We start from the raw sequence: 17,177 nt of genomic DNA, 5'->3' as shown, positions 1-17,177 counted from the left end.
TGGCGGCATGAACGATTCACGTCGCTGGGCCGCGCTGGCGGTCCTGCTCGTCGCGGAGGCGATGAACCTCCTCGACACCACCATCGTCCAGGTCGCCGCGCCCGCGGTGCACGCCGAACTCGGCGGCGCGCCCAGCACGATCTCCTTCTACACCGCCGGGTACACGCTGCCCTTCGCGCTCCTGCTGATCACCGGCGGACGCCTCGGCGACATCATCGGCCGACGCCGCACCTTCCAGCTCGGCGTGGCCGGTTTCGTGCTCTCCTCGGCCTTGTGCGCGGCCGCGACCACACCCGGGTTCCTGCTCGTTTTCCGGGCCCTGCAAGGAGCTTCGGCCGCCTTGGTGATCCCGCAGACGATCGGCCTCATCCGCGTCCTGTTCGACGGCGCGGCCCGGGCACGCGCACTCGGCATGATCGGCCCGGTGATGGGGCTGGCCGCGGTGAGCGGTCCGGTCCTCGGCGGACTGCTGACCGACGCCTGGTCGTGGCGGTCGGTGTTCCTGGTGAACGTCCCGCTAGGAGTCGCCGTGCTCGCCGCGTCCGGATTGCTGACCGAAGACCGGTCCGCCTCCCGGCCGCGGCTCGACCTGCTCGGGACCGGTTTGGTCGTGCTGGGAGCCGGGCTCGTCGTCTATCCGCTGCTCACGCAGTGGAACGGTTATCTCGTTGCCGCCGGAGTGGCGGTGCTCGTGGTTTTCACTCTGCAGCAACGGTTTCGCGGCGGCCTGATCGAGCGCAGCCTTTTTCGCGGCCTCGGTTTCCCGGCCGGATTGACGACGTCAGTGCTGTTCTTCGCCGTGATGACCGGCTTGACCCAGGTTGTCGTCCTGTTCCTGCAACTGACCCAGCACGCCGACGCCCGGACCGCCGGTCTCTCGTTGCTGCCGTGGTCGTGCGGGCTGGCGGTATCGTCCTTTGTGGCCGGACGCTGGCTCGTCCCGCGCTTCGGCACCCGGATTCTCTTTGCCGGCGTGGTTTTCCTGGCCGCGGGGATCACGGGTATCGCGCTGGGCTGGCCCTTGCTGCTCTCGCTGGTGATCGCGGGAACGGGAACCGGATTGTTCACCGTGCCGTTCTTCACCGCGGCGCTCGCCCTCGTCCGTCCCTCGGAGACAGGTTCGGCGGCCGGGCTGTTGAACGCGGTGCAGCAACTAGGCGGAACCGTCGGAGTCGCCATGCTGACGACGGTTTTCCTCGACGCCGGCGTGACGGTCGCGTGCTGGACAGCGGTCGTCCTGACCGTCGCGGCCGGAGTGACCGCGCTCGGGCTCATCCGCGGAACGCGCGCCGATATTCCGTCGGAGCCGTCCCCAGCCGGAGTGTGAAATGGCGGCGGAGGTTGGCCGCCGAACCGAGGCCGCTGCGTTCGCCGATCAGGCCGACCGGCAGATCGGTGGATTCCAGCAGGCTGCGGGCGCGCAGGACGCGCTGGTCGAGCAGCCATTGCAACGGCGTCGTCCCGGTGGCCTCGTGGAACCGGCGGACGAACGTGCGCGGGCTGACCCCGGCTCGGCGGGCCAGCTGCTCGACAGTCAGCGGCTGGTCGAGGTGGCGCGTCGCCCAGTGCAGCACCGGCCCGAGCCCGGCGTCGTCGGTGTCCGGGACCGTCGCGGAGACGTACTGCGCTTGTCCGCCGCCGCGATGCGCGGGCAGCACCATCCGGCGGGCGACCTCATTGGCGACGTGCGCGCCGAGGTCGCTGCGCACGACGTGCAGGCAGAGGTCGATGCCCGCGCTGCGTCCGGCGCTGGTGAGCACCTGCCCGTCGTCCAGGTAGAGCACCGACGCGTCCACCTGGACCCGCGGATGCAGCATGGCGAGCGTGGCGGCGTACATCCAATGCGTCGCCGCTCGCCGACCGTCCAGCAGCCCCGCCGCCGCGAGCGCGAACGCGCCGGTGCACAGCGAAACGATCCGGGCGCCATGGGCCGCTGCCTCCTGGATGGCGTCGACCAGGTGCGCCGGGATCGGTTGTCCAGTTTGGACACACGCGTACGGCAAGGCGGGAACCAGCACGGTATCGGCGTCTTTGAGCGTCTCGAGACCGTGACTGGCGTGCTGCCGGAAGCCGAACTCGGTGCGGGTTTCCGGCTTCTCCGCGCAGAACCGCAGCTCGTACCAGGGGTCGGCGAGGTCGGTCCGGGACGGCCCGAACACCTCGGCGGCGATGGCCAGCTCGAACAACGGCATGTCGTCGACCAGCGCGACCGCGACGGTTCGCATGCTGCGAGGATACGGCAGGAATTTTGCGGAAGCAGTCAGTCCTGCCACTCGCTCGCGCCGCGACGGGGTGGCAGATTCGCTGGCGTGACCGTCGTGGAACTCCGCCAGTACACCCTCCGGCCCGGGCACCGGGACGTCCTGATCGACCTGTTCGACCGTGCGCTGGTGGAACCGCAGGAGGCCGCGGGCTGCACCGTCGTCGGCCAATTCCGCGACGAGGACGACCCGGACCGGTTCGTGTGGTTCCGTTCCTTCCCGGACATGGCCGCCCGGCACGCCGCGCTGACCGCGTTCTACCTCGAAGGCGAGGCCTGGCGGAAACACCGCGCCGCCGCGAACTCCACCATGCTCGACAGCGACAACGTCCTGCTGCTCCGCCCCGAAACCGACTTCCCGCCGATGTCCCGGCCCGTCGATGCCGTCGAACCGCCCTCGCGAATCCTGATCCTGATCGGCCCGCCTGGTGCTGATTTCGTTGCGCCTCTTGCCTCCTTCGTCACCGAGCCCGCGGAGAACACCTTCCGTGCGCTGCCGGTGCGCGAAGGGGAGAACGTCCGCGTCGGGGTCTGGGTTTTCCCGGATCTCGCGTCGTTGCGGGCGTTCGAGTCCCAGCTGGTTATCGGTGCCGAGGTGCAGCGGCTTCGCTTGGCTCCGACGGCGCGTTCTTCGCTTCGCTGATCCGCTGGGCGACGAGCTGGTCGATGCGCTGCCAGGCGGGGCTGTCGAGATGCGTGGCGAGAAGCTCGACGACCTGGCGGGGCACCTTCCGGAAGTCCGGCAGGTCAGACGGCAACGTCATCCGCCGGCCGAGCGTGGTGGCCGCGTCGGCGATCGCTTCGAGCCGCGGATCGTCGGGACTCCACTCGATCGCCTCGTCGTACGCGCGGAGAACGGCGACGTATTCCGGATCGTCCAGCAACGCGGTGCGGCTGGGGAGAATGGCGTGGGCGACGTCCGGGGCGAGCGCGCAGGCAAGGATCCAGCCGTCGCGGATGGCGTTCTCGTGCCGCGCAGACAGTCCTACTCGCTTCAGCCGGTCCATGAACGCGATGGCTTCGGGCGGCAGACAGAGCCGGTCGGGCCGATCGAGGTCCCGCAACCGGGCGCGGCGTTGTTCGAGCTGCCGGATGCGATCCCGCAACTCGGCGTCGATCCGGTCGAGGGCGTCCTCGTCGGCGTTCAGCACCTCCGGGATGCGCGCCAACGGGACCCCGGCCTGGGCGAGCGTGACGATGCGGGCCAGGTCGATGACCGCCTGCGCGTCGTAGCGGCGGTATCCGGAGGCGTCGCGCGCGGGCTCGGGCAGGAGCCCTTTCGCGTGGTAGACGCGGACCGCCTTGGCCGAAACCCCGGCGTGGCGCGCGAGCTGGCCGATGGTGAGCATGGCTCCAGTATCGCGCTTGACCTTGTCCCAGGGGCAAGGTTGGAAGCTGGCGGCATGCACGATTACGACACCCTGCGCGCCCTCGCTGACGAGGGGAACGAAACCGCACTGGACCGTCTCGCCGATCTCGCCGACCGCCGCGGCGACCTGGCCGAGCCGCTCGACGAGGGCAATGAACACGCCGGACGCTTGCTGACCCGCCGGGCGGTGGCGAACCGTGATCTGCGGGAACTGCAACGGCTTTCGGACGCCGGAAGCAGCGAGGCCGAAACCGAACTGGAGCGCCTGCTTTCCCCAGGTCGTGAGGGGAACCCTGACGGAATCTGATTCCGTCAGGGTTCCCCTCACGAACCTCCCGTCACCCCACAGGCGGCCGGTTGAGCCCGCGGATCTTCCGCATCACCGGAATCGCCAGCAGGCAAGCGACCACACCCGACCCGAACAGCAGCGGGTAATTCGTGCTCGTGCTCGACCCGAACGACAGCAGCGCGGGCCCGTAAACCGGAACCAGCGAACTCGGCAGCGTGAGCGCGATGTTCACCACCCCCATCTCGCGCGCCGCCTCGCCGTCCCCCGAGAGGAGCGCAGCCGGGACCGCGAAATGGCCGCAGAAGTACCCGCCCAGCCCGACTCCGGCGATCGCGGCGCTGACGTAGAGCATCGGGACGCTCTTCGCCACGATCAGCACCGCCAGCGCGAGCGCCAGCAGCACCGCTGACGAGAGCATCATCAGCCCGCGGCGGCCGAACCGGTCGGTGATCCAGCCGCCGGCCAGGCTCGCGGGCAGAGCGATGCCGAAGGCGATCAGGTTCACGACGAACGCGGCGTGCGCGACCTCGCCGCTGCCCACGCCCAGCACGTCGGACAGGTAGTAGACCAGGTAGGTGGTGAAGGTGGAGAAGCCGATGGACAGCAGGAAAACCATCAGGCAGGCCCACGCGAACGGCGGGTTGTGCCGGGGCCGGAACGAGAACATCCGGCCGAGGTCGCGGATGCCGAACGGGGTCCGCTCCGCCGGGTCGAGGCGGCGGTCCCGCAGGACGGCGCACAGGATGACGACGGTGATCGGCGCGGCGATCGCGGGGAGCAGGAACATCCAGAACGGCGGCAGCCCGGTCACGGCCTGCGCGACGTAGCTGCCGCCGATCATCGAAACCGGGAAGCAGACGCCCATCAGCGCGCTCACCACGCCGCGCCGCTCCGCCGGGATCTGGTCGGGCAGCAGGGCGACCATCGCGGCGAGCGCGGCGTTGAACAGGATCTGGGTCAGGCACCAGCCGACCACGACCATGGCCGTCGTGGTGGCGAACGCGACCACGAGCAGCCCGCCGGTGCCGCCGAAGATCCCGGCGATCAGCCAGGGTTTGCGCATGCCGAACCGGGACGTGGTGCGGTCGGACAGATGGCCGAAGAGCGGGTTGGCGACGACGGCGAGCAGCGCGCCGAGGCCGAGCGCGAGCGCGAGGGCGCCGACCTTGTGCTCGGGGTCGATCTGCTGGAGCCGGAGGGCGACGGTGACCGACGCCGGGGTGATGAGGGCGAAGTAGCAGCCGAGCAGTGCCGCGATGTAGGCGACGACGAATTTCGGGCCTGCCGTGCGAACGGACCGGTCCGCACTGACCGTGTGCGTCATGGCTTTCTCCGAGAGAGGATCGGTTCCGCGGGTCGCCGGGGCGACGCAGACGCCACCCGCGGTGGCGGTTCCGACGTTCTCGGGCGTGAGACAGCAAGGATGTTCACCTCGCGCCGGGCACCCTGTCAAGTACGGATTCCTTCAGCGCCCGGATCCCGGACGGCGAAAGGGTGTGCTCCACCGCCGAGACGATCCCGCCCGCGACGCCCGCGTGCCTGCCGAGTTCGCTGTGCGTCAGCACCAGGTTCCGGGTGGCCAGCGGCAGCGCGCGGCGGTAGACGACGCTGCGGATCCCGGCCAGCACGTCGTCGCCCGCCGCGGTGATCAGGCCGCCGAGCGCGATCGTGCGCGGGTTGTAGAAGTGCACCAGCATCGCGACCACCTCGCCGATCGTTTCGGCCGCGGTGCGGACGTGGCGCACCACGGTCGGCTCCCCGTCGCGGAGGGCGCGGGCGAGGTCCTCAATGGACTGAAGCGCGGGCAGTTCGGCCTGGACGATGCGCAGCACGGCTCCGGCGGAGGCCACGGCCTCGACGCAGCCGACGTTGCCGCATTGGCAGACGGTCTGGTCGTCGCCGGGGACGCGCACGTGCCCGATGTCGCCGGCCGCGCCGTCGGAGCCGCGGTGGATGCGCCCGTCCGCGAGCACGAGGCCGCCGCCGATCCCAGTGCCGATCTTGAGGAACAGCAACGGATTCGCCTCGGCGGGCCGGGCCCGTGCCTCGCCGAGCGCCATCAGGTTCACGTCGTTGTCCACGAGCACGGCGCAGGAAAGCCGCTCGCCCATCACCTGTCCGACCGGGTACCGGTCCCAGCCGGGCATGATCGGCGGACGCACCGGGGAACCGGTCCGCGCGTCGACCGGGCCGGGCAGCCCCATGGCGAGCGCGGTGACCTCGCCGGGCTCGACCTCGGCCTCGCGGAGCAGTTCGCGCAGCCGGTCGGTCAACGCGTCCAGCGCGGCTTCGGGACCCTGCTCCAGTGCGAGCGGGAACTGCTGCTCGGCGAGGATCGTCTGCGCCGTGTCGGCGACGGCGACCCGGGTGCTGTGCGCGCCGAGGTCCGCCGCCAGCACCACTCCCGCCCGCGCGGCGAGCCGGAGCCGGTGCGCCGGACGACCGCGGCCGGCGTGCGCCGAGGTGCCCGATTCGACCAGGACGCGGGAGCGCAGCAGCGCGTCCAGGTGCCCGTTCAGCGTGGACCGCGACATGCCGGTCGAGCGCACGAGCGCCGCGCGCGTGTCCGCCGAACCGGACGCGATCAGCCGCAGCAGCTGGCTGTGTGCCCGGTCGGCGGCGTCGTTTTCCGGGGCGGGCGGGGAGGAGAGCCGGACGGGGGTCCAGTCGGTCATAGCCTGGATGTTAGACCATTAATGCCGTTCTTTTTGACTGAAAGTGCCCTTATTTTTGACTTGATCCGACATAAAGCGGCGGCTTAGCGTGGGGCCACGACGGAGCAGGGCGTGAGACCCCAGGTACGTCTTCGCAGGTGAAAGGACACGTATGGCGGAGCAGGACCCCCGGAAGAAACCCCGGCGAGGCGTCGCCGTGCTCGGTGCGGGGATGATCGCCGCCGTGCACCGCCGGGCCGCGCTGCTGGCGGGCGCGGAGGTGACCGGGGTGCTGGCCTCGACGCCGGAACGTTCCCGCGAGGTCGCCGACCAATGGCGAATCAGCACCGGATACCGGGACCTCGCCGAAGTGCTCGACGACGAGCGCGTCGAGGTCGTGCACGTCTGCACGCCCAACGCCACGCACGCCGAATACGCCGAGGCCGCGCTGCGGGCGGGCAAGCACGTGATCTGCGAGAAGCCGCTGGGCGTCTCGGTCGAGCAGGCCGGACGGATGGCCGCCCTCGCCGAGCAGAGCGGGCTCGTGGCGACCGTGCCGTTCGTCTACCGCTACCACCCGATCGTCCGCGAACTGCGGGCCCGCGTGCGCAGCGGCGAACTGGGCGACCGGCTGCTGCTGGTGCACGGGAGCTACCTGCAGGACTGGATGCTCTCCCCGGACGTTTCGGGCTGGCGCGTCTTCCCGGACTCCGGCGGGCCGTCGCGGGCGTTCGCCGACATCGGCTCGCACTGGTGCGATCTGGTCGAGTGGATCACCGGCGACCCGTTCGCCGAACTGACCGCCGCGACCTCGGTCGCCGTGCCCGACCGCCCGGGCTCCGGCGGCCCCAGCTTCGGCGGATCCGGTTCGGGGGAACGGGTCCCGGTGCGGACCGAGGATTCGGCGACGTTGCTGCTGCGCACCGGAACCGGGGTGCTGGCTTCGGCGACGATCTCCCAGGTGGCCGCCGGCCGGAAGAACCGGCTGTGGTTCGAACTCGACGGCTCGGGCGGCAGCGCGGTCTTCGACCAGGAACGGCCCGAGTCGATCTGGCTCGGCGGCGCGGACGAGTCCCGGATCGTCGTGCGGGACAGCGGAACCGGCTCGCCGGAGCAGCGCAGGTTGTCGCAGCTTCCCGCCGGGCACGCGCAGGGGTACGCCCAGTGTTTCGAAGCGTTCGTCGCCGACACTTACGCGGCGGTGGACGGTGCCGTGCCCGACGGCCTGCCCGGTTTCGCGGACGGGCTGCGTTCGGCTCGGCTGGTCGACGCGGTGCTGCGCTCGGCCCGCGACGGATCGTGGACGAAGGTGGAACGATGAAACTCGGAATGCTGACCGCGTGCCTGCCCGGATGGGAGCTCGAACGGATCGCGAAGTGGGCCGCGGGCGCGGGATACGAAGCGCTCGAAGTGGCCTGCTGGCCCTCGACCGGCGGCCGTGATTTCGAAGCGTCCCACCTGCCGGTCGCCGAGTTCGGGCCGGAGCAGGCCGACCGGACCCGGGAACTGATGGCGCGCCACGGTCTCGGCATTTCCGCGCTCGCCTACTACGAGAACAACCTGCACCCGGATCCGGTGCGGCGGGCGGAGATCCACGCCCATCTGCGGGCTTCGATCGACGCCGCGCAGGAGCTCGGCGTCGGGCTGGTCGGCACGTTCGTCGGCCGGGACCCTGGCAAGTCGGTCCGGGAGAACCAGGCCGAGGCCGAGACCGTCTTCCCGGCGCTGGTCGAGTACGCGGGGGAGCGCGGGGTCCGGCTGATCATCGAGAACTGCGTGATGGAGGGCTGGCATCCGGACGGCTATCCGGGCAACCTCGCCTACTCGCCCGAGCTGTGGGAGTGGATGTTCAGCCTCGGCCTGTACCTGAACTGGGACCCGTCGCACCTCACCTGGATCGGCATCGACCCGGTGGAGACCATCGCCCCGTACGCCGACCGCATCCTGCACGCCCAGGCCAAGGACGTCGAGTTGGACCCGCGCGCCCGGCAGCGCTACGGCTTCTTCGGCAAGACCGCCAAGACCGACCCGTGGGAAACCGGCTGGTGGCGCTACCGGATCCCGGGGCTCGGCCAGGTCGACTGGGCGAAGGTCGTCGACCGGCTGCACGAGCACGGGTTCGACGGCACGCTCTCGGTCGAGCACGAGGACCCGGTCTGGGGCGGCACTCCCGGGAAGGTCACGCGCGGTCTCGAGATCGCGCACCGGACGCTGCGGCCGCACGTGATCGAAACCCCGGAGGAAGCGTGAACGACGTGCTCATCGTCGGCGGCGGGCTCATGGGCGCCGCCGTCGCCCGCGAACTGCGCGACGCCGACCCGGACATCCGCATCGTGATCGCCGACGGCGGCCCGGTGATCGGCCCCACCCCGGGCCAGCACCTGCACGACGTCGCCGACCCGGAGACCTGGGAGCGCTACAACCAGCGCGTCGCCTCCGGCATCCAGGGCTTCTACACCGGCGTCGCGCCGACCGCGGACGTCGGCGCCACGCTCGTGGACGTCGAGCCCGGCATGTACCACCTCACGTCGCTCGGCGAGGACGCCGCCGAGATGCCCGCCGCCTCGATCGCCTGGAACGCGGGCGGAATGGGCGTCCACTGGACCGCCGCGACCCCCGCGCCGTGGGGCGACGAGATACCGTCCTTTGTGGACTCCGCGGAATGGCGGAACGACCTGGACCGGGCCGGAGAACTGCTGCGGGTCAACCGAAACCCCTTCCCGGACACCGAAGCGGGCCGGGTGGTGACCGCGACGATCGAGAAGCTGTTCGCGGACGTCGACGCTCCCGGCCGCGGCATCCAGCCGATGCCGATGGCGGCCCAGCGGGACGCCGAGGGAGTGCTTCGCCGCACCGGGCCCAACGTCATCTTCCCGCCGATCGCCGACGCCGCAACGGATCCGAACTTCACGCTGTTGACCGGCACCCGCGCGATCCGGCTGATCCACGAAGGCGGCGAGGTGCGCGGTGCCGTGCTGCAGGACGTACGATCCGGTGTCACCCGGGAAATCCGGGCCGCCGCCACCGTCGTCTGCGCCGACACGATGCGCAGCCCTCAGCTGCTGTTCGCCTCCGGAATCCGGCCGCCCGCGCTGGGCCGCTACCTCAACGAACACGCCTTCCTCACCGGACGCGTACTCGCCGACCCCCAGCGGCTCGGATTCGACCTGTCCGCGCTGCCGGTGCCGGCCGACGGCGAGATCATGGTCGAGCACTACTGGCTGCCGCACAGCGGTGCCGCACAACCGTTCCAGGCCCAGATCGGCACGCAGACGTTCACCGCTGAGGACGGCACCCGCCTGGCGTACCAGGTCGGCGCGAGCTTCTACATCCCGACGGAAATCCAGGCGGACAACCGGCTGGAATTCTCCGACGAGGAGACCGACGCGATGGGCATGCCGCGTCTCACTGTCCACTTCGGATGGTCCGAGCGCGACCGCGAACTCATCGAGCAGGCCCGGCGCACCCAGCAGGCGCTCGGCGACGCGCTCGGCTCGTTCGACCCGGCGACGGAATCGGCGCTGCTCGACCCGGGATGCTCGCTGCACTTCACCGGAACCGTCCGGATGGGGCCCGCCGACGACGGCACGAGCGTCTGCGATCCGGACTGCCGGGTGTGGGGCTTCGACAACCTTTACGTGGCAGGCAACGGCGTCGTGCCCACCGCGCTGGTCTGCAACTCGACCCTCACCGGCATGACGACCGCCGTGCGCGCCGCCCGCGCCGTGCTCGGCCGGACATCTTCGACTTCGACGAAGCAGGAGCAGCCATGACGCTCGACCGTTCCCAGTTCGCCATCAACACCCTGCAGTGGACGGACCTGGCCAAGGGCTGGGAGTACGACGACCCGGCCTTCCTGGACAAGCAGCCGCGGGTGCTCCGCGAGGCCGCCGAATCCGGGTTCTCCGCGGTGATGATGGAAGTCCTGCCCACTCAGACCATCCGGGCCTACCGCGAATTGCTCGCCGAGAACGGCCTGCGCGCGGCCCCGGGTTACCTGCAGGTCCCGCTGCCGGAATCGCACGGCGTGACGCTCGAACCGGGTTCCGCGGCGGAATTCCGCTGGTTCGACGGCGTGCGCCGCCGCGCCGACGAAACGCACGCCCTCGGCCTCGACACGATCTTCCTGTCCGCCGAGATGGTCACCGGCGGCGGAATGCCGCGCTTCGACGAGGCGGCGGGCGTCGGACACGCCTTCGACCGGGCCCGGCTGGAGCACTACACCGACCTCCTCGGCCGAGCCGCGGAAATCCTGACCGCGGAAGGGATCCGGCCCGCGTTCCACAACCACGTCGGCTCGTGGGTCGAAACGCGGGAGGAGATCGAGCACGTCCTCGCCGGGATCCCGGATTCCGTTCTCGGCGCGGGATTCGACCTCGGACACCTGTTCTGGGCGGGCGCGGACGTCCGCGGGATGCTGCGCGAACACCGCGACCGGATCGCCGCACTGCACATCAAGGACCTCGACGTCGACCGGGTCCGCGCTCTGCAGGCTTCGCCGGGGCCCTACACCCGCTCGACCGACAACCTGTTCCTCGAACCGGGCCTCGGCGGCGTGCCGCTGCTCGACTGCCTGGGCGAACTGCCCGCCGCGTTCGACGGCTGGATCATCGTGGAGGTCGACCGGCCGTCGATGGAGCCGCTGGCCAGCGCGCGGGCGAGCTGGAAGTGGGTGGAGAGCAACTTCCCTGCCGCGTGAGGTCGGGTTGTCAGGTGAGGGCGAGCGGCAGGGTCCGTCGTACTGCGGCGGCGTGTCCGCCGTGCAGCGGCACTACCGAAACCCCCTGCGGCACAGGCACTTCCGCCGCCCTCGCTCCCACCCGGACGGTCAGTTCCAGCTTCTCCCGCCCGCCCGGCGTCCGCCGCACGGTCGCCGACGTAGCGGTAAACGCCGCCCCCGGCACCGCCAACCCGAGCGTCCGGGCGAGCCCCCGCGAGGACCGCGGCGAGTAGCACGTCTGCGTGAGCCCGCCCCATTGCCACGCGCGCCAGAAATCCCCGTCGGACTCCGGGTTGCCAGCGGAAACCCCCAGCGCCACCCGGAGCTCGTTGGTCAGCTCGCCAGCCTCCAGCACCGTCGAGGGAAAGCCCGCCTCCGCCAGCGCCACCATCAAGCTCAGCGCCGCGCTCGCCGTGCTCCGCAGCGCCCCCAGTTCGCCGCCGCCGCGGGCGAGGGCGGCGGTCGGCGCGTCTTCCGGCCGGTAGCGCACCGCGAGCCAGCGCACCCGGTACACCCGCGAATCCCTGGGCACCGCCCACGTCAGCAACTGCACGGCGGCCAGCGGGATGTCCGGGTTCCGGAACGTCGTGCGGAGGATGGCCAGCAGTTCGTCCGTGGAAGGTTCCCCGGCGCCGGGCGTGAGGCGGACGATCGCGCTCCAGTCGCCGTCGACCTCGGCGACGCCGAAGCGGTTGCCCGCGCGGTCGACGTGCTGACGCACCTTCACCGGACCGGCGATGCGCAGCAGGGCGTCCGGGCTGTCGCGGCGGCTGTCGTGGCGACGCAGCCGATGCGCGAGCCACGTCCACGCCCAGCCGGCGAAATGCCGTCCGGCGACCCGTACCGACGTCGTGACCACCAGCAGCCCGGCCAGCGCGGCGATGGTGATCCGCATCGGCGGGGCCAGGCCGTGCACGGTGAACGCGAGCAGCAGGGCCAGCGCGGCGATCTCCCACCCGGCCGCCTGCAACGGGCGGATCGGCAGCAGCCACGGCCACGGCGCGGTGCCCGAAATCCCGGCGGTCCCGGGGGCGCGGGCAGGAGCCGGGGCAGGCGGCGCGGACACGGACAACGCATTCCCCTCTTCCCCGGGCGGAGACCCGGCCCCGCGAACGCTAGCGTCCCCGCGCGGGCGCGTGGGCGTAAAAATTACCCTCGTGCGCGTCCGGAGAGCTGTCTAGCCTGCGCGGGAAGCGGATGTGATCTCCAGGGGGCCGGGACAGCGTGTGGACGCAGCGGGACCAGATCCAGGCGTACCAGTTCCTGCGCCGCCGTCTCGTGTCCGCGCTCGTCGCCGCGGACGCCAACCATCCGGTGTCGCCCAGCCGCCGTCTCGTGCTCGGCACGCTGCTCGGCGTCGGCGCGGCCCTGCTCGTGACCGCGGTGTTCGGGGTGATCGGCCTGGTCAGCCCGTCCGGCGGGAAAGACTGGCTGGCCGGCGGCAAGGTGATCGTCGAGGAGGACAGCGGGGCGCGGTTCGTGCTCGGCGCGGACGGCGCGGTGCACCCGGTGCTCAACTACGCGTCCGCGCGGCTGCTCGCCGGCGGCAACGGCCACGAGACCGTCACGGTGCCCGCCGAGAAGCTCGGCACGGCCCCGCGCGGCACCCAGATCGGCATCGTCGGCGCGCCGGATTCCTTGCCCAGCACGCTGATCACCACCCCGTGGGCCAGTTGCAGCCGCACCACCCAGGACGCGCCCGCGTCGGCGGAACCGCTCGTCGCCGTGCTGCTGGAACCGGCCGCGTCCGGGGTCGAGCTGCCGCGCGATTCGGGCGTGATCGTCCGCGTTCCGCAGGGCGGCCGGTTCCTGCTCGCGGGCGGCCACCGGTACCGGCTGAGCGATGAAGCCGCGGCGGCCCTGCAATTCGACAGCTACCCGACGATCACCGTGTCCGCGCGCTGGATCGACACCGTGCCCGCCGGACGCGACCTCGGCGAAATCCCCGTCGACGGCGCGGGAAACCGCGGCCCGCGCGTCGGGACGCAGGAGACGCGCGTCGGCCAGGTGCTGTCGGTCGTCGACCCGATGGCCGGGCCCGCCACCGCCTCGACCTACTACCTCGTCCGCCTGGACGGCCTCGAACCCGTCGGCCAGACCGAGGCCGCGCTGCTCGTCACGACCCCGGCGAACGAACCGGCGTATTCGGGCCGTCCGGAACCGGCGCGGGTGCGCGCCGCGGACGTCGCCTCGGTGAAGAAGGTGAGCGAACCCCGTTCCGGCGGCGCGGATCCGGCGGCGTACCCGGACCGGATCCCCGGGAAAGCGCCGATCACCGGCAGCGCGGTGACCCTGTGCGCACAGAACGGCCGCGTGACGGTCTCGGCGGATCTGCCGGTCCCGTCCGGCGCCCGCGCGCTGCCGGTGCAGAGCCGGACCGACGCCCGGGTCGCGGATGTCGTCTACGTCCCGCCCTCGCGCGGCGCGGTCGCGACCGATCCCGGGTCGGGAACCATTTATCTCGTCACGGACACGGGGCGAAAATATCCGGTGGCGAACGGGACGGCGCTCACGTCGCTGGGCTACGGTTCTGGGTCCGGGCATCCGGTCGCGGGCGGGCTTCTCGCGCTGATGCCGACCGGTCCCGCGCTCGATCCCGCCGCGGCCGGGCAGCCTGCGGGAACGGGGTGAGCGAGCCGGTGACCACGACAGCGCAGCGACCCAGCGACGTGCCGGACCGCCCCGAATCCGCGGTGCCAGGCAGCGTCCAGGTCGCCGTGATCGAAGACCATCCGCTGTACCGCCGCTCGGTGGAACGCGTCCTCATGGAGGCCCCGGACGTCGAACTGGGCGCGGTGGTCGATTCGGTCGCGCGCTTCCACGTCGCGCGCCAGCCCGCCGGCAGCGTCGTCCTGCTCGACCTCGGCCTGCCGGGCGTGGCCGGCGCGGCCGCGGTGCTCGAGGTCGCCGAGCTGGGCCATCACGTGCTGGTCGTGTCGGCGCAAGCCGAGCCGGAGACGGTGCTCGCCGCGATCGCCGCCGGGGCCAAGGGATTCCTGTCGAAGGACGTCGACGTCGACGAGTTGCTGATCGCCATCCGCGCGGTCGCGGGCGGCGGCGCGTACGTGTCGGCAGTGGTCGCCGGAATGATCATCAAGGACAACACCGACCGCCCGGTCACCCGGCCGGAAATGGAACTGTCGCCGCGCGAAGTGCAGGTGCTGCGGCTCGTCGCGGCGGGCGAACGGGACGTCGACATCGCGCGGATCCTCGGCATCGGCGTCCGCACCGTGCGCGGCTACCTCGACCGGATCCGCGACAAGACCGGCGAACGGCGGCGCCCCGGCCTCGTGAAGGAAGCGATCCGCCGCGGCTTGGTGGGGAAGGAAACAGTGACGTGAAAGCCGACGAGGGGCGGCGCCGGAGCGGACCCATCCAGGTCGGGGTGATCGAAGACCACCCGCTGTACCGGGACGCGGTCGCGCGCGTGCTGAACGACGCCCCGGACATCGAACTGGGCGCGGTAGCCGACTCCGTGGCGCGGTTCGCGGTGCAGGACCAGCCGAAGGGCAGCGTGGTCGTGCTCGACCTGAAACTGCGCGGCGTCCAGGACGCGGCCGCCGTGCTCGAGGTGGGGCAGATGGGACACAAGGTGCTCGTGGTGTCCGCGCACGCGGAACAGCCCGAGGTCCTCGGCGCGATGCAAGCCGGCGCGAAAGGCTTCCTGTCGAAGGACGTCGACGGCGACGAACTGCTGCGCGCGATCCGGACGATCGCGGAGGACAACGCGTACGTCTCGCCGACCTTGGCCGGCATGATCATCCAGGACAGCGACGAACGGCACGCGGGACCGAAGATCGTGCTGTCGGAACGGGAAAAACAGGTCCTGCGCCTGGTGGCGGCGGGGGAGCGGGACGTCGACGTCGCGGAGATCCTGGACATCAGCGTCCGGACGGTGCGGTCTTATCTGGACCGGATCCGGGACAAGACGGGAGAACGGCGAAGGGCGGGATTCGTGCGGGTGGCGATCCGGGAAGGGTTGCTGCGTTGACGGCGAGAGACCCGGCGCGGGCCTACGACTACGACGTCGCGGTGTCCTTCGCCGGGGAAGACCGCGTTTTCGTCGAGGCTGTGGTCCGGGAGGTGGTCGACGCCGGATACAAGGTGTTCTACGACCAGGACGAGCAGGTCGCCCTCTGGGGCGAGGAGATGGTCGAGTACCTGCCGAAAGTCTACGAGGAACGCGCGCGATACGCGGTGGTGTTCGTTTCCCGGCACTACGCGGCGAAACCCTGGACGAGATTCGAGCGGCGAAGCGTGTTGCTGCGGGCGCTCAATCAGCCGGAACCGTATCTGCTCCCGGTGCGATTGGACGCCACCCGGCTCGACGGTGTCCGGGAGAGCATCAGCTACCTGGACGGGAACATCGTCGGGACGAGCGGCATCGCGAGCGCTATCTGCGAGAAATTGGGCAGCGAAGCGGCGGCGGGCGGAAGAGGAGGCTTCAACGGGTACGTCCCCCGTAATGAACACGAAGCCACGGTGCTGATCGGCGAACGCCCCGCGGCCTGGGAATACCTCTTGTTTTCGTATGAATTGGTGTGCGGAATCGAGCGGTTGCACGACGCCTATCTCGATCATCGCATGGGCTTTTCCCATCCGGCCGATTACGTGCCGGTCGACCAGGTCCCGTCGACCATACAGCGAGAACTCGCGACAGTTCTGAGCGTGATCAGGAACTTCGCCGCGGTGCTTTCCGACGACGCGCAAACGGCCGCGTTCGGGGTTGTCGGCGAAGCCGGGGATGTCCCGCGAATAATCCACGTGGCGAGCCGCTACGTCGCCGTCTACCGATCATTCCTCGAATGGTCCTACCGGCTCCGCGGCTATGCGACACCGTCGGACGAGGTGCATGAAGTCTTCGCGGCGCTCGCCCGGTACGCGGATCGGCCTGTGGAGCGGTTGAGATCCTTCGTGTACGAGCTCCGCGACCGTGCGGACCCCCTGCACGCGCAACTGCTCAACGGCGAGGACGTCACGATCCAGCTGACGCTTCCGCTGGAAATCGCTCCCGAAGCGTCAGCCCAGTTCGACCGGGCGCTCGAAGCCTTCCAGCGCCACCTGCAGAACTGACCCCTACAGCCGCCGGTTGGCCAACGCCCCAGTAGCCGTCCGAGCCTTCCCCGCCACTTCCGGATCCACATCCACCACCAGCATCTCCACCCCGGCCCCAGCCTGCGCTTCCACCCGCCCGAAACCGTCCGCCACCAGCGAGTACCCGATGCCGGTCGGCGCCTTCGGATTCACTTCCACCCCGGTCACCGCCGGGTCGGCCTGCCCGCAAGCCGCCACCCAGCAGCCCGAGTCCAGGGCCCGTGCCCGCACCAGGACTTCCCACTGCTCCCGCTTCCCGGCTCCCGCGCCCCACGAAGCCGGGACCGTCACCACGTCCGCGCCGTCGTCGGCCAGGCGTCGGAACAGCTCCGGGAATCGCAGGTCGTAGCAGGTCGCGACCCCGAACACGGTCCCCTCCGCGGAGAACGTCACGACCTCCGCACCCGGCGCGACAGTGTCCGATTCGGCGAACCCGAACGCGTCGTACAGGTGGATCTTGTCGTAGCCGAGATGCTGCCCCAGCCCGGTGATCAGCAGCGTGTTCCGCACCCGCCCGTTGTCCGCGGGCGTGAACATCCCGGCGATCACCAGCACGTCGTGCTCCGAGGCGATCGCGGCGACCGCCGACGCCCACGGGCCGTCCAGCTGCTGCGCGACCGGGGCGAGCGGGCGGCCGAAGCGGGCCATCGTCGCCTCCGGGAACACCACCACCCGCGCTCCGGCGGCCGCCGCGGCCTCCACGCCGGAGCGAACCGTTTTCAGGTTTTCTTCCGGGGCGTCGCCCGAGTTGAGCTGGCACAACGCGATCCGGGGCACACGAGCCTCCCTGG

The 17,177-nt window shown here is 70.9% G+C and carries 17 protein-coding genes; 11 read left to right on the top strand and 6 right to left on the bottom strand.

From position 1 onward, the window contains the following. Positions 1-7 precede the first annotated feature (7 nt). Positions 8-1,327, top strand: coding sequence for an MFS transporter (locus tag WA670_RS26585; protein ID WP_037809602.1), 1,320 nt, complete (start codon positions 8-10; stop codon positions 1,325-1,327). Here the strand turns inward: WA670_RS26585 and WA670_RS26580 are convergent. Continuing rightward, a complete protein-coding gene (locus WA670_RS26580) occupies positions 1,272-2,225 on the bottom strand; it encodes a helix-turn-helix domain-containing protein (protein ID WP_037809603.1) in 954 nt (317 codons plus the stop codon). The genes WA670_RS26585 and WA670_RS26580 overlap by 56 nt on opposite strands. An 84-nt stretch (positions 2,226-2,309) precedes the next feature. Here WA670_RS26580 and WA670_RS26575 point away from each other — a divergent pair, with 84 nt between their 5' ends. Then, a complete protein-coding gene (locus WA670_RS26575) occupies positions 2,310-2,903 on the top strand; it encodes an NIPSNAP family protein (protein ID WP_336159207.1) in 594 nt (197 codons plus the stop codon). Here the strand turns inward: WA670_RS26575 and WA670_RS26570 are convergent. After that, positions 2,842-3,609 carry a MerR family transcriptional regulator gene (locus tag WA670_RS26570; RefSeq protein WP_336159206.1) on the bottom strand — a complete coding sequence of 256 codons (768 nt, stop codon included), beginning with the start codon at positions 3,607-3,609 and terminating at the stop codon, positions 2,842-2,844. The two genes, WA670_RS26575 and WA670_RS26570, sit on opposite strands and share 62 nt — an antisense overlap. A 54-nt stretch (positions 3,610-3,663) precedes the next feature. Here WA670_RS26570 and WA670_RS26565 point away from each other — a divergent pair, with 54 nt between their 5' ends. Then, the gene (locus tag WA670_RS26565; RefSeq protein ID WP_238607684.1) at positions 3,664-3,936 is read left to right on the top strand and encodes a hypothetical protein; all 273 of its coding nucleotides are present in this window, start codon (positions 3,664-3,666) and stop codon (positions 3,934-3,936) included. Between the two features lie 31 nt (positions 3,937-3,967). Here the strand turns inward: WA670_RS26565 and WA670_RS26560 are convergent, their stop codons facing one another. Together WA670_RS26560 and WA670_RS26555 are read right to left on the bottom strand one after the other, a co-directional pair. Continuing rightward, entirely contained in the window at positions 3,968-5,242 is a 1,275-nt protein-coding gene (locus WA670_RS26560; RefSeq protein WP_336159205.1) for an MFS transporter, read from the bottom strand. 103 nt (positions 5,243-5,345) lie between these two features. After that, a complete protein-coding gene (locus WA670_RS26555; RefSeq protein WP_336159204.1) occupies positions 5,346-6,593 on the bottom strand; it encodes an ROK family transcriptional regulator in 1,248 nt (415 codons plus the stop codon). A gap of 151 nt (positions 6,594-6,744) precedes the next feature. Between WA670_RS26555 and WA670_RS26550 the strand changes: the two genes are divergently transcribed. Genes WA670_RS26550 through WA670_RS26535 form a run of 4 tightly spaced genes read left to right on the top strand, consistent with a single transcriptional unit; the run spans position 6,745 to position 11,271 of the window. Next, the gene (locus tag WA670_RS26550) at positions 6,745-7,893 is read left to right on the top strand and encodes a Gfo/Idh/MocA family protein (RefSeq protein WP_336159203.1); all 1,149 of its coding nucleotides are present in this window, start codon (positions 6,745-6,747) and stop codon (positions 7,891-7,893) included. Further along, positions 7,890-8,822, top strand: a complete 933-nt coding sequence (locus WA670_RS26545; RefSeq protein WP_336159202.1) for a sugar phosphate isomerase/epimerase family protein — start codon at positions 7,890-7,892, stop codon at positions 8,820-8,822. The genes WA670_RS26550 and WA670_RS26545 overlap by 4 nt, the downstream gene beginning before the upstream one ends. Further along, positions 8,819-10,345, top strand: coding sequence for a GMC oxidoreductase (locus tag WA670_RS26540; RefSeq protein ID WP_336159201.1), 1,527 nt, complete (start codon positions 8,819-8,821; stop codon positions 10,343-10,345). The genes WA670_RS26545 and WA670_RS26540 overlap by 4 nt, the downstream gene beginning before the upstream one ends. Further along, positions 10,342-11,271, top strand: a complete 930-nt coding sequence (locus WA670_RS26535) for a sugar phosphate isomerase/epimerase family protein (RefSeq protein WP_134665783.1) — start codon at positions 10,342-10,344, stop codon at positions 11,269-11,271. Before WA670_RS26540 ends, WA670_RS26535 begins: the two co-directional genes overlap by 4 nt. Before the next feature lie 10 nt (positions 11,272-11,281). Here WA670_RS26535 and WA670_RS26530 read toward each other — a convergent pair whose 3' ends face one another. After that, positions 11,282-12,364, bottom strand: a complete 1,083-nt coding sequence (locus WA670_RS26530) for a type VII secretion protein EccE (protein ID WP_336159200.1) — start codon at positions 12,362-12,364, stop codon at positions 11,282-11,284. Between the two features lie 152 nt (positions 12,365-12,516). Here WA670_RS26530 and eccB point away from each other — a divergent pair, with 152 nt between their 5' ends. The 4 genes from eccB to WA670_RS26510 are packed head-to-tail and all read left to right on the top strand — an operon-like array spanning position 12,517 to position 16,365. After that, positions 12,517-13,923 (top strand): type VII secretion protein EccB, encoded by a 1,407-nt coding sequence (gene eccB / locus WA670_RS26525; RefSeq protein ID WP_336159199.1) that lies wholly within the window; start codon positions 12,517-12,519, stop codon positions 13,921-13,923. Between the two features lie 38 nt (positions 13,924-13,961). Beyond that, positions 13,962-14,633 carry a response regulator transcription factor gene (locus tag WA670_RS26520; RefSeq protein ID WP_336159234.1) on the top strand — a complete coding sequence of 224 codons (672 nt, stop codon included), beginning with the start codon at positions 13,962-13,964 and terminating at the stop codon, positions 14,631-14,633. Beyond that, complete coding sequence (locus WA670_RS26515; protein ID WP_037809611.1) at positions 14,630-15,283, top strand: response regulator; 654 nt, start codon at positions 14,630-14,632, stop codon at positions 15,281-15,283. The genes WA670_RS26520 and WA670_RS26515 overlap by 4 nt, the downstream gene beginning before the upstream one ends. Then, a complete protein-coding gene (locus tag WA670_RS26510) occupies positions 15,280-16,365 on the top strand; it encodes a TIR domain-containing protein (RefSeq protein ID WP_336159198.1) in 1,086 nt (361 codons plus the stop codon). Before WA670_RS26515 ends, WA670_RS26510 begins: the two co-directional genes overlap by 4 nt. Before the next feature lie 3 nt (positions 16,366-16,368). On the opposite strand, the gene WA670_RS26505 is transcribed toward WA670_RS26510, so the two are convergent. Then, positions 16,369-17,163, bottom strand: a complete 795-nt coding sequence (locus WA670_RS26505) for a carbon-nitrogen hydrolase family protein (RefSeq protein ID WP_336159197.1) — start codon at positions 17,161-17,163, stop codon at positions 16,369-16,371. Positions 17,164-17,177 lie beyond the last annotated feature (14 nt).

Origin of the sequence: Amycolatopsis sp. VC5-11, from assembly GCF_037034185.1 — a bacterium.
Classification (GTDB): Bacteria; Actinomycetota; Actinomycetes; order Mycobacteriales; family Pseudonocardiaceae; genus Amycolatopsis; species Amycolatopsis nivea.
The sequence above is the reverse complement of the archived record's forward strand: the minus strand, read 5'-3'. Positions and strand labels throughout refer to the sequence as shown.

Bases quoted from the DNA above. Each gene is read 5' to 3' on its own strand.
- WA670_RS26535 (WP_134665783.1), top strand. From the start codon at position 10,342: ATGACGCTCGACCGTTCCCAGTTCGCCATCAACACCCTGCAGTGGACG.
- WA670_RS26570 (WP_336159206.1), bottom strand. From the start codon at position 3,609: ATGCTCACCATCGGCCAGCTCGCGCGCCACGCCGGGGTTTCGGCCAAG.
- WA670_RS26550 (WP_336159203.1), top strand. From the start codon at position 6,745: ATGGCGGAGCAGGACCCCCGGAAGAAACCCCGGCGAGGCGTCGCCGTG.
- WA670_RS26580 (WP_037809603.1), bottom strand. From the start codon at position 2,225: ATGCGAACCGTCGCGGTCGCGCTGGTCGACGACATGCCGTTGTTCGAG.
- WA670_RS26560 (WP_336159205.1), bottom strand. From the start codon at position 5,242: ATGACGCACACGGTCAGTGCGGACCGGTCCGTTCGCACGGCAGGCCCG.
- WA670_RS26545 (WP_336159202.1), top strand. From the start codon at position 7,890: ATGAAACTCGGAATGCTGACCGCGTGCCTGCCCGGATGGGAGCTCGAA.
- WA670_RS26585 (WP_037809602.1), top strand. From the start codon at position 8: ATGAACGATTCACGTCGCTGGGCCGCGCTGGCGGTCCTGCTCGTCGCG.
- WA670_RS26555 (WP_336159204.1), bottom strand. From the start codon at position 6,593: ATGACCGACTGGACCCCCGTCCGGCTCTCCTCCCCGCCCGCCCCGGAA.
- WA670_RS26565 (WP_238607684.1), top strand. From the start codon at position 3,664: ATGCACGATTACGACACCCTGCGCGCCCTCGCTGACGAGGGGAACGAA.